This window comes from Pseudomonas sp. PvP025, assembly GCF_017832155.1.
Taxonomy (GTDB): Bacteria; Pseudomonadota; Gammaproteobacteria; order Pseudomonadales; family Pseudomonadaceae; genus Aquipseudomonas.
On record NZ_JAFIBJ010000001.1, the window covers coordinates 1,091,091 to 1,101,758 of the forward strand.

The 10,668-nt window shown below is 56.9% G+C and carries 9 protein-coding genes; 4 read left to right on the forward strand and 5 right to left on the reverse strand.

Annotated features, from left to right (window positions below; genetic code table 11):
• Positions 1-21 precede the first annotated feature (21 nt).
• Complete coding sequence (locus tag JOE32_RS04395) at positions 22-1,146, forward strand: hypothetical protein (protein ID WP_209981791.1); 1,125 nt, start codon at positions 22-24, stop codon at positions 1,144-1,146.
• 192 nt (positions 1,147-1,338) lie between these two features.
• Here JOE32_RS04395 and JOE32_RS04400 read toward each other — a convergent pair whose 3' ends face one another.
• Positions 1,339-1,536: a hypothetical protein gene (locus JOE32_RS04400; RefSeq protein ID WP_245229187.1), complete on the reverse strand. Its 198-nt coding sequence runs from the start codon at positions 1,534-1,536 to the stop codon at positions 1,339-1,341.
• A gap of 301 nt (positions 1,537-1,837) precedes the next feature.
• On the opposite strand from JOE32_RS04400, the gene JOE32_RS04405 reads away from it, so the two are divergent.
• Complete coding sequence (locus tag JOE32_RS04405) at positions 1,838-3,112, forward strand: hypothetical protein (RefSeq protein WP_209981793.1); 1,275 nt, start codon at positions 1,838-1,840, stop codon at positions 3,110-3,112.
• 305 nt (positions 3,113-3,417) lie between these two features.
• Here the strand turns inward: JOE32_RS04405 and JOE32_RS04410 are convergent, their stop codons facing one another.
• The gene (locus JOE32_RS04410; protein ID WP_209981795.1) at positions 3,418-3,858 is read right to left on the reverse strand and encodes an Lrp/AsnC family transcriptional regulator; all 441 of its coding nucleotides are present in this window, start codon (positions 3,856-3,858) and stop codon (positions 3,418-3,420) included.
• 109 nt (positions 3,859-3,967) lie between these two features.
• Here JOE32_RS04410 and JOE32_RS04415 point away from each other — a divergent pair, with 109 nt between their 5' ends.
• Positions 3,968-4,882, forward strand: a complete 915-nt coding sequence (locus JOE32_RS04415; RefSeq protein ID WP_209981796.1) for a DMT family transporter — start codon at positions 3,968-3,970, stop codon at positions 4,880-4,882.
• Between the two features lie 67 nt (positions 4,883-4,949).
• Here the strand turns inward: JOE32_RS04415 and JOE32_RS04420 are convergent, their stop codons facing one another.
• Complete coding sequence (locus JOE32_RS04420) at positions 4,950-6,929, reverse strand: U32 family peptidase (protein ID WP_209981797.1); 1,980 nt, start codon at positions 6,927-6,929, stop codon at positions 4,950-4,952.
• An 80-nt stretch (positions 6,930-7,009) separates the two neighbouring features.
• Positions 7,010-7,390: a RidA family protein gene (locus JOE32_RS04425; RefSeq protein WP_209981799.1), complete on the reverse strand. Its 381-nt coding sequence runs from the start codon at positions 7,388-7,390 to the stop codon at positions 7,010-7,012.
• Positions 7,391-7,581: 191 nt separating this feature from the next.
• Between JOE32_RS04425 and JOE32_RS04430 the strand changes: the two genes are divergently transcribed.
• Entirely contained in the window at positions 7,582-8,937 is a 1,356-nt protein-coding gene (locus JOE32_RS04430) for a PAS domain-containing methyl-accepting chemotaxis protein (protein ID WP_209981801.1), read from the forward strand.
• A 23-nt stretch (positions 8,938-8,960) separates the two neighbouring features.
• On the opposite strand, the gene JOE32_RS04435 is transcribed toward JOE32_RS04430, so the two are convergent.
• Positions 8,961-10,664: an ABC transporter ATP-binding protein/permease gene (locus tag JOE32_RS04435; RefSeq protein WP_209981803.1), complete on the reverse strand. Its 1,704-nt coding sequence runs from the start codon at positions 10,662-10,664 to the stop codon at positions 8,961-8,963.
• Positions 10,665-10,668: the final 4 nt, after the last annotated feature.

Genomic DNA, 10,668 nt, shown 5'->3' on the forward strand with positions numbered 1-10,668 from the left:
CCGATAGTACAAGGAGAACGAGTGATTAAAAAAATGGATTGGTTTGACATTAATGTCGATGATGAACGGCTGAGTGAAAAATTCAAATTTCTTCTGGATGTTCCCTATACGGCAGAGAGGACTATATTATCCTCATGGATAAAAAAGTTCTTGGTCAAGGACGGCTTGAAAAAAACAATAAATGAATTTCAGACTACCTTCCACACGGTATTTTGGGAGATTTATCTTAACGAGCTTTTTCTCGAAGAGAACATCGCAATACTGCCGGGCGCAGTATCACCTGACTTTCATCTAAAGAGAGGGAGTAGCACGTTTTTTGTTGAGGCCGTGGTTGCAAATATTGCCAACGGGGCAAGAACAGAAGAGGAGCGAACTACAGAGGAAATATATGGCGTAAACGAGTATCCGGAAATAATGGATGAATCCATTGTGAGAATATCTAATGCCATATCTTACAAGTTAGGTGTTTTCAAGGAAAAGTACAAGGCGCAGGTAACAAATAACTCGTTTGTCGTGGCCGTCGGAGATTTTGGTCAGGTTAACTACGGGCAGTCCTACTACTTACCGATGCTCGCACTACTGTACAATGCCTACTATGATCCAGAGGATACGCAGAATTTATTGATTCTAGGTGAGGATACTTATGGTAAGGAGTATAAGTATCTCGAGTCGTTTATTAAATCAAATGGCTCGCCGTTGACGCTGGGTTTGTTTTCCGGGAGGGAAAATTCGCATGTTTCAGCAGTGATTTATTCTTGCATGTTAACCCTTGGTAAGCTGTCCAGTTTGTGCGAGAGTCATAGTCCACTTGAAAAATACATAAGGGTCACCAAGGAGAACTATTATGGTACGCTTGACATCTCCCGGTACAGCGGAAGTTCTCCTGATGAAACGCTCGGCGATGGACTTTTTGTCTTTCACAACCCTTTCGCAACGAACAAGCTAGATTCAGAAATCCTACAAGGCAAAGGCATAACGCATGTCTTTTTTGACCCTGAAAGTGGAGAAATAGAGATTGATACGAAAGGGGGAATGACATTAATGCGTAGATATGTATGCATGAAGGCCGATGCGCCTTTCTTGATCCCTGACTTTGATGAAATCAATTGGATTCCGGTACGCCGCTCCGATGCTGAATCCTCATAAGTCAGTTGCGTTGTATCTCGGCTTGGCTGAGGCCAAGCCATCTTACAAACCACGCTGTCATTCTTGAGCGTTCGGCACTTTCACATCGGTGGGTGCTGTTCCACCAACTCCCGTAGCACCTTTAGCGTCGGGTTTCCATCTTCAGCACCTCCGCCTGCTCCCAGCAGATCCAGCCTTCATTGAGCTTATCAATCATGCGCATACGCGGTAACGCATGTCGGGCGCCTTGTGCGCGCAGCAGGAAAGCCCGGCTCCCGACGGCAGCAGGATAAACACACCCATCGCGCCCTTGAACGCCTCGGTCAACGACTGGGCACCTCCCATATGAGCCAGTGTGACCTGGCAACCCAATTCTGCCCAATAACCCGCCTTGTTGGCATCGCGAACCAGCCCGCGTACGGGTTGTTTCGCGTCAAGTAGGTTACGCGCAAGGGCACCGCCTACCGGTAATCACGTACATGCGCTTTAAACCTGGCGTCCCAAACGGTGGAACACGCATAAAAATCGGCCAGTGTTGACGAGAATACTTATCTCGTCATTGCACTGACTGGTCATTTGGCCTCCATGATGGTTATTCCGTAGCTTCTTGCCTATGGGATGAGGTGCGTGTCAAACCATTTCAAGAGGTAATATGACATCGGGTGTTCATATGGAGACAGAATGTATACACTCGGGTTTTTGAGTTTGCATTATGAATCATCTGCACTCGGGTCATATTCTGGCGACTAAGAAAACAGAGTCATTTTCACAGTATCCAGCGTTTAAGCAAGCACTGCTCACTTTTATTGAAGACTCTTTCAAACTGCACAGAGGCACCATTACTCTTGATAAGAAAGGACGTATGAAGGGGGCGCTAGCCATTTTCAAAAAATTTAACGCCAGTGAACTTCACGTCCATAATATTCGGTTTCCAGGCGGTATTGACGGTGCACGGCTGTTTGATATTTTTGAATGCTTTGGTCGCCTTCAGTTTACCCAATGTTCATTCGGCGTGCGAAATATACTTTTGAAAAGTCCCAAAGTTTCTTTTTTTGATTGTCAGTTTTCCGCCAAGTATGAAGTTTTAGATATGCACTTGAGAAAAGATAAAGCCTATGGTGATTGCTTATACCAGAAGTGTAGGTTTTTAGACGAGGTGCGCTGTGGTAGTCATGAAAAAAAAGAACGTTTGGTCATAAGTCATCCGCTCTTTGCAAACTGTAACTTCAAGGGGAGAGTGACCTTGGAGAATGCTGAGTTAAGGGGCTATTTTTTAGACGGTGATAGTCAGGACTTGTCTGTGTTATCAAATCTGCGAGCCAAAAATTGCATATTTCATAGCGGCTTTTATGTTAATCGCCAAAAAACCCAACACATGCTTCTCCGTTCATGCGTGTTCAAGGGCAAATTTGAACTCAAAGAAAACTCTATAAGGAAGGTGGTGATAGTAAACTGCAATTTTGAGAAGGTTTCGGATTTTTATAAGACCAGTGTAGTTGATTTTACCTTGCGTAAAAGCGTATTTGATACATTTGCTGGCTTCGAGGAGTGTCAATTTGGCAGCCCTAAGAGCGTGGAGCTTAGCGCGGGCCGTAACCCGACTGCAGCAGCTTCAGCAAACTTTACCTATGTGACTTTTATGCAGTTTGCAAGTTTTCGCGGTGCGACTTTTCATACTGGGTTGGACCTTGAAAAAATAAACACTATAGAGCAGCCAAATTTCCACCGCGCCAAGGTGAGTTATGATGGAACGCCAAGGGAAACGTTCAGGATAATAAAGCATGCGCTTGACAGCCATGGCGCTCACATTGAGGCCAATTACTTTTTTGCACTGGAAATGAAAAGAAGACAGAAAGAACTTTCAGAGGGTCGAGGGTCCAGGCTGGATAAGTGGGTATACCTAAGTAATCAGTGGGCGTCAAATTTTGGGCAAAGCTATGTAAGGCCTTTGATCTGGATCGCGGCTCTTGCTTTGCTGTTTCATTAGTTGACGGTAAAACAAAAAGAAAACTATCTGTATAGTCTCTACCCAAGTGCCAATGGGGCGATAGAAAACATATCTGACTTTTTGAATGATGTTGCCGCCGGTGTAATTCCGTTTAAACAATTTTTACATCCAGGAATGGAGTTTGTCAGCCTTATCTTTTATGTGGGGTTTGCCGTTTTAATTTGGCAGGTAATAGTTTCACTAAAACGTTTGATTAGGCGCTGATGGGTTAGAGCTGATCTGTGAACACCAAGACGTTGTTGAGCGGTCGTCGGGGGGCGCACGTGAATGCGTGAGACCAATTATTAACCGGCCAGCGGCGGCAAGCGCCGTTTTACCGGGGTTTTCTTGACGATGGCCGTGTTGGTTTCGGCATAGGTGTTGAGCCGATCAAGCAGGGTGTCCAGCTGTTCCATGGTGCGCACATGCAGGCGGGCGATGAAGCAATCGTCGCCGGTGACCTTGTCGCATTCGGTGAATTCCGGGATCGCCTGGATCTGGCGCTCCACCTCCTGCAATTTGCCAGGCAAGGGGCGAATGCGCACGATGGCTTGCAGCAGGTAGCCGAAGTGCCGGGCGTCGATATCGACTGTGTAATGGGTCAAGACACCGCGCTCCTCGAGGCGACGCAGGCGTTCGCCGACACTGGGGGACGACAGCCCGGTGATGCCGGCCAGGGCCTTGAGGGACAGGCGCGAGTCGTCCATCAAGGCGGCGATCAGTTGCTGGTCGATAGTGTCAATCATGCTGTTCACCTAATAAGAACAGGTAATTCCGCCGTCTGGCCTTTTTTAGTCGCTGGAGCGGCTGCGCGCCAGCTTGCCATAATTGAGTCTCACTTGAGGAGCTGCAAACATGGACGCATCCATCCGTCGCGGGTCATGGGAAATGGTCGCCGCCATGCTGATTTCGGGCACCATTGGCTGGTTTGTGCTGGTGTCTGGTGTGTCGGTAATCGAAGTAGTGTTCTGGCGCTGCGTGATCGGTGCGCTGACGCTGCTGCTGGTGTGTGCGCTGCTTGGCTACCTGCGCCTGGATCTGCTCAGTTGGGCCAAGCTTGGCCTGGCGGTGCTCAGCGGCGTGGCCATTGTCGACAACTGGCTGCTGCTGTTCGAATCCTACTCGCGTGCGTCCATCGCCATCAGCACGGCGGTGTACAACGTGCAGCCGTTCATGCTGGTGATGCTGGCGGCGGCGTTTCTCGGCGAGAAGATCACCGTGCAGAAGCTGGCGTGGTTGAGCGTGGCGTTCCTGGGGATGCTGGCGATTGTTACCGCCCATGGCGAACAGCAGGGCGGCGGGGATTACCTGGCCGGTATCGCACTGGCGCTGGGCGCCGCGTTTCTGTATGCGATTGCGGCACTGATCATCAAGCGTTTGAAGGCCGTGCCGCCGCATTTGATGGCATTGATCCAGGTGACCACCGGCGCAGTGTTGCTGGCGCCGCTGGTATCGTGGAACAACTTGCCCGTGGCAAACACTGCCTGGGCTGCGTTGATCACCCTAGGCGTGGTGCACACCGGCTTGATGTATGTGCTGTTGTACGGGGCGATCCAGAAATTGCCGACCGCCATCACCGGGGCGTTGTCGTTTATCTACCCGATTGCGGCGATTTTTGTGGACTGGATTGCCTTTGGTCACCGCCTGGGCTGGCTGCAGTGGCTGGGGGTGGCGGCGATTCTGCTGGCGGCTGCCGGGTTGCAGCGAGGCTGGTGGTGGCCACTCAACCCAGGTCGGAGCGAGCTTGCTCGCGAAGAACGCCAACGGTAACGCTGGCGTTCTGGTTAAACGCGGTGTTTTTGCGTTTTTCGCGAGCGAGCTCGCTCCTACAGAGGTGTTAGTGCGTGCCTTGGAAGATGATGTTTTCCGGATTGAAATGCTCCACCACGCTGCCCGGTTGCGGCAACCCCAGGATATGCCCCTTGATCTTGCCCACGACGTGCATTTCGCAGGGCTTGCAGTCGAACTTCAACGTCAGCACTTCATCACCGTGTATCAACTGCATCGGCGCCACTTTGGTTTTCACACCCGTCACGCCCTTGGCCTGTTTGGGGCACAGGTTGAACGAGAAACGCAGGCAGTGCTTGGTGATCATCACCGGCACTTCGCCGGTTTCTTCGTGGGCTTCGAAGGCGGCGTCGATCAGCTTCACGCCGTGACGGTGGTAGAAGTCGCGGGCCTTCTGGTTGTAGACGTTGGCCAGGAACGACAGATGCGCTTCCGGGTACACCGGCGGCGGTGTGGTCTCGGCCTTGCGCCCGCCACGAGGGTGCGCGGCAACACGGGCAGCGGTGAGGGCTTCGATCACTTCACGGCGTAAGGCCTTGAGTTGCGAGTTGGGGATGAAGAACGCCTGCGGTGCATCCAGCGCGATATCGGTGGCGTGGTACTCGGTGGTACCGAGCTGGCCGAGCAGGTCACGCAGGGTGTCCAGCGCCTGTTCCGGCTTGTTGGCCACGCCAAACGGGCCGGGCAGGGTGATGCTGGCGCGGATGCCTTCTTCGCTGGTGGCAGTGACTTCAAGCTGTTCTTCGCGCAGACGGGCGACCCAGGCCAGGCCGATACGGCGTTCGGCCGAGGTCTTGAGCAGGGCCTGTTGCCAGTTGTGGTCCAGGTTGCGGTTCAGCGGATGGTGCGGGCGCAGCTGATGCAGGCCGGCGGGCATCTCGTTCGGCTCGACGCGGTAGCGGTAGCGCTTCTGCCCGTCTTCCTCGAACTCGCCCTTGGGCTCGGCGATGTTGGCGCGAAAGCCCACCACTTCACGCTTGACCAGCACATTGAGCCCGTCGCCGTTGGACAGCGGTTCATGGGTCACCACCTGCAAGTCGCGCTTGCCGGCCTTTTCCACGGTGCCCACCGGCAGGCCGGTGAAGGTCGGGGTGTCGAAGGCGCCGATGTCGATCTTGCGGTCGCTGACAAAGTAATCGGTGCTGCCCCGGTGAAAGGTCTTTTCCGGATCGGGCAGGAAGAAATGCACGGTACGCCCGCTGGACGCGCGCGCCAGATCGGTGCGGTCTTCGAGCACATCGTCCAGACGCTGGCGGTAATAGGCAGTGATGTTCTTCACATAGCCCATGTCCTTGTAGCGGCCTTCGATCTTGAACGAGCGCACGCCGGCTTCGACCAGGGCGCGGATGTTGGCGCTCTGGTTGTTGTCCTTCATCGACAGCAGGTGCTTTTCAAAGGCCACGACGCGGCCCTGATCATCCTTCAAGGTGTACGGCAGGCGGCAGGCCTGGGAGCAATCGCCACGGTTGGCGCTGCGGCCGTTCTGCGCGTGGGAGATATTGCACTGCCCGGAGAACGCCACGCACAGGGCGCCGTGGATGAAAAACTCGACGGCCGCATCGGTCTCGTCGGCAATCGCGCGGATTTCCTGCAGGTTCAGCTCGCGGGCCAGCACCAGCTGCGAGAAACCGGCCTGATCGAGAAATTTGGCGCGGGCCAGGGTGCGGATATCGGTCTGGGTGCTGGCGTGCAGCTCGATGGGCGGGATATCCAGCTCCATCACGCCCAGGTCCTGCACGATCAACGCGTCGACGCCGGCGTCGTAGAGCTGATGGATCAGCGTGCGCGCGGGCTCCAGTTCGTTGTCATGCAGGATGGTGTTGATCGTGGTGAAGACGCGCGCGTGGTAACGATGGGCGAATTCCACCAATTGAGCGATATCGCTCACCTCGTTACAGGCGTTATGGCGGGCGCCGAAGCTTGGCCCGCCGATGTAGATGGCGTCGGCGCCATGCAGGATGGCCTCGCGCGCGATGGCGACATCGCGGGCCGGGCTGAGCAATTCAAGGTGATGCTTGGGCAAGGACATAGTTTTTTTAGTCAGGCTTGTCACGGTTGAGGCGCGCATTGTAGCCGTGAAATGCCTGACCGGCATCTACCGCAGGGCTGTCAGGCCATGGCGGCCATGGCGGTGACTTCCACGCGCATGCCTTTGACGGCCAGTTCAGCCACGCCGACTGCCGCACGCACCGGCCATGGCTTGGCGAAAAAGCGCGTGTACACCGCGTTGAAAGCGGCGCGGTCGGCCATGTCGGTGAGGTAGATGGTCAGGTGCATCACCCGGTCCATCGAACTGCCGGCCTTCTCCAGCGCCACTTTCAGCGCTTGCAGGGTGCATTCGCTTTGCAGGGTGATGTCGCCCAGTTCCAGGCTGCCGTCGACGCGGGTCGGGATCTGGGTGGACACCAGGATGCCGTTGAAGCCGATAACGTCCGAGGAAATCGAGTCGGCGTCGGGATCAGGGGTGAAGGACAGGTCGTGATTGGCCATGGGCGCCTCTTGTTGGCAAAAAAACAGAGGCGCCATGGTCCCTGAAAAGCCCCGCCGGGGCAAACCCGGGCAGCCGTTCCGGGCGCTTATTTTGACGTCAATAAATAAACAGGCCAGCCGCTTAAAGTCGCGTATTTCGCGGCCGATAGCGGCATTGATACAACTGTTTATCCGCGCGCTGAGGGCACGTCATGTTCAACAAATCACTCAAGACAGAACTGGCGGCCAGGACGGCCGAAGTCACCGAGTACAAAGGACTGATTGCTGCGCTCGAGCGCTCCATGGCCGTGGTCGAATTCGATCTCAACGGCAAGGTGCTGCGCGCCAACGAAAACTTTCTGCGGACCCTGGGCTACAGCGCCGCGCAGTTGGCCAGCAAGACCCACCGCGATTTTTGCCTGCCGGCGCTCACGGGCAGCCCGGCCTACGCCACGTTCTGGCAGGACCTCAGGGCCGGCAAGTTTGTGTCGGGCACCTTCAAACGGGTGGACGCAAACGGCAAGGTGATCTGGCTGGAGGCCAGCTACAACCCGGTGCTGGATGAGCGTGGCCAGGTGCTCAAGGTGGTCAAGTACGCCCTGGACGTCACCGCCAACGTTGAGCAGGAGGCCGCCACCCGCAGCAAACTGGTGGCGCTGGACCGCGCGATGGCCGTGATCGAGTTCGACCTCGGCGGCCAAGTACTGGACGCCAACCCCAACTTTCTCAACGTGATGGGCTATTCACTGGCAGAACTCAAGGGCAAGCATCACCGCCTGTTCTGCGAGCCGGCGCTGATCAACAGCAACGAATACACCGACTTCTGGCGCCGGTTGAACAACGGCGAGTTCTTCACCGGCCAATTCAAGCGCCTGGGCAAGCATGGCCGCGTGGTGTGGCTGGAGGCCAGCTACAACCCGGTGTTCGACAGCGACGGCAAACTGATCAAGATCGTCAAGTTCGCCAGCGACATCACCGAGCGGGTGGAGAAGTTCGAGGAAGATTCACGCGGCGCCTCCCGGGCCTATCACATCTCGTCCGAAACCGAGCGCTTCGCCGAGCACGGCACCCAGGTGATTCACGACACCGCCACGGAAATGCGCCGCATCGCCGAAAACATCGGCGCTTCCGCCAAGCTGGTGGGGCAGTTGGGCGAGCGTTCCGAGCAGATCACCGCCATCGTCAACACCATTCGCGGGATCGCCGACCAGACCAACCTGCTGGCGCTCAACGCCGCCATCGAGGCCGCGCGGGCGGGGGACCAGGGCCGTGGGTTCGCAGTGGTGGCCGATGAGGTCCGGCAACTGGCCGGGCGCACCAGCCGCTCCACCGCCGAGATTGCCGAAATGATCGGCATGATCCTTTCGGAAACCCGCGATGCGGTCTCCAGCATGAATTCCACTCAGGAAGGCGCGCAACGTGGCGTCAGCCTGGCCGACCAGGCCGGTTCGGTGATCCTGCAGATCCGCACCAGCACCAGCGACGCGGTGCAGGCGGTGAGCATGTTTGCCTCGAAACTGGACGAGTCGGAGGTGATTCCGAAGACCGCCGTGGGCTGGATGGGCTGATCAGCGTGTGCCAGTGAGGGCGCCTAGACCGGCTGCCTCACCGCGCGGCGCACCCATTCCACCTCGTCGCGCAGCTCCAGCACCTGCCCATGAAACCGCTCCAGCGCGGCATTGTGGCCAACGCTGATGAAGATCGTCTGCGGCAGCGTTGCCTTGAGCAACTGGTAGCAACGCGCTTCGTTGGCCGCGTCCATCGCCGCGCTGCTCTCGTCGAGAAACAGCACCGCCGGCCGCGCCAGCAGCGCACGCACAAAGGCGCAGCGCTGTTGCTCGCCGATGCTCAGGGTCTGCGCCCAGTCGCGCTCCTCGGCCAGTTGCGTGCCCAGGTGCGCCAGGTCGAGCTGGTCGAGGAACCGCTGTACCACCGCGTCCTGCTCGGCCGGTGCGGGGTTGGGGTACCAGAGGGTTTCGCGCAGGCTGCCCAGGGGCAGGTAGTTCTTTTGCGAGAGGGTGAGGGCGCCCTCACGGTCATAGGCGACCGACCCCGAGGCATGGTGCCAGAGCCCGGTGAGGGCGCGAATCAGGGTGGACTTGCCATAACCGGACGGCGCGCGGATCAGCAAGCTGTCGCCGGGCTTGAGCGCAAGGTTGAAGCCGCTGAACAGACGGCGGCCGTCCGGCAGCCAGATGTCCAGGTTGCGCACCTGCAAGCCGTCGCGCTGTTGCGTCAGCACGACGGCGGAATCGACCTTGACGTTATCCAGACGCTTCTGGAACCCGTGCAGCCGGTCGATCACCGACTTCCATTCGGCCAGCTCCGGGAACACGCCCACCAGGTAAGCCACGGCCGCATGCACTTCGCCAAAGGCGGCGCTGATCTGCGTCAGACGGCCAAGGGTAAAGACCCCGGCAAAGAACTGCGGCGCCATGATCAACATCGGAATCACCGTGGCGCTGCGCAGGTAGAACGTCGAGTAGCCCATGATCAGCTTCTGCTTTTTCACCAGCACCCAGAAATTCTTCAGGGCGGCTTCCAGGCGCAGATTGAAGCGCTGGTTTTCCACCGCTTCGCCACGGTATTGGGCCACCGAGTCGGCGTTCTCCCGCAGGCGCATCAACGAAAATCGAAAATCGGCCTCGCGCCGCTGCTGCATGAAGTTCAGGTGAGGCAGGGCGCGACCGAGCCAGAAAGCGAAGCCGGTGCCCGCCAGCGCATACACCAGCGCCACCCACACCAACAGGCCGGGAATCACCAGGCCGCTATCGCCCAGGGGAATGCGGATCAGGTCGGAGGCCTGCCAGAGGATATTGAGGAACGAAAACAGTGACACCACGGCCGTCAGCAGCCCCAGGCTGAGCTTGAGCGACTTGATGATGAACAGGTCGATGTCTTCGGCGATGCGCTGGTCGGGGTTGTCGACCTCGGTTTCGCTCATTTTCAGCTTCTGGTAGCGCTGGCTGCCCAGCCACTGGTCGAGCGTGTTGCGCGTGGCCCAGCGCCGCCAGACGATGGTCAGCTTCTGCTGGAAGTGAAACGCCCCCACGGTGAACACGGCGAGGGCCACCTGCAGCAGGATGAACTGCCCCGTACCGAGCATGAAACCCGGGTAGTCCTTGGCCTGCAGCGCGTTATAAAAATGCAGGTTCCAGAAGTTGTTGAGGATATTGACGCCCACCAGGCACAGGTTCATCAGCACCGTGCCCAGCAGCAACCGCAGGGCCGGGTATTTCTGTTCCGAGGTCCAGAACGGTCGTGCCAGGCGCCAGAAATTGCGAAGTGTATGCATGGGG

Coding starts and splice junctions, on each gene's coding strand:
- JOE32_RS04405 (WP_209981793.1), top strand. CDS start 1,838: ATGAATCATCTGCACTCGGGTCATATTCTGGCGACTAAGAAAACAGAG.
- JOE32_RS04410 (WP_209981795.1), bottom strand. CDS start 3,858: ATGATTGACACTATCGACCAGCAACTGATCGCCGCCTTGATGGACGAC.
- JOE32_RS04415 (WP_209981796.1), top strand. CDS start 3,968: ATGGACGCATCCATCCGTCGCGGGTCATGGGAAATGGTCGCCGCCATG.
- JOE32_RS04420 (WP_209981797.1), bottom strand. CDS start 6,929: ATGTCCTTGCCCAAGCATCACCTTGAATTGCTCAGCCCGGCCCGCGAT.
- JOE32_RS04425 (WP_209981799.1), bottom strand. CDS start 7,390: ATGGCCAATCACGACCTGTCCTTCACCCCTGATCCCGACGCCGACTCG.
- JOE32_RS04430 (WP_209981801.1), top strand. CDS start 7,582: ATGTTCAACAAATCACTCAAGACAGAACTGGCGGCCAGGACGGCCGAA.
- JOE32_RS04435 (WP_209981803.1), bottom strand. CDS start 10,664: ATGCATACACTTCGCAATTTCTGGCGCCTGGCACGACCGTTCTGGACC.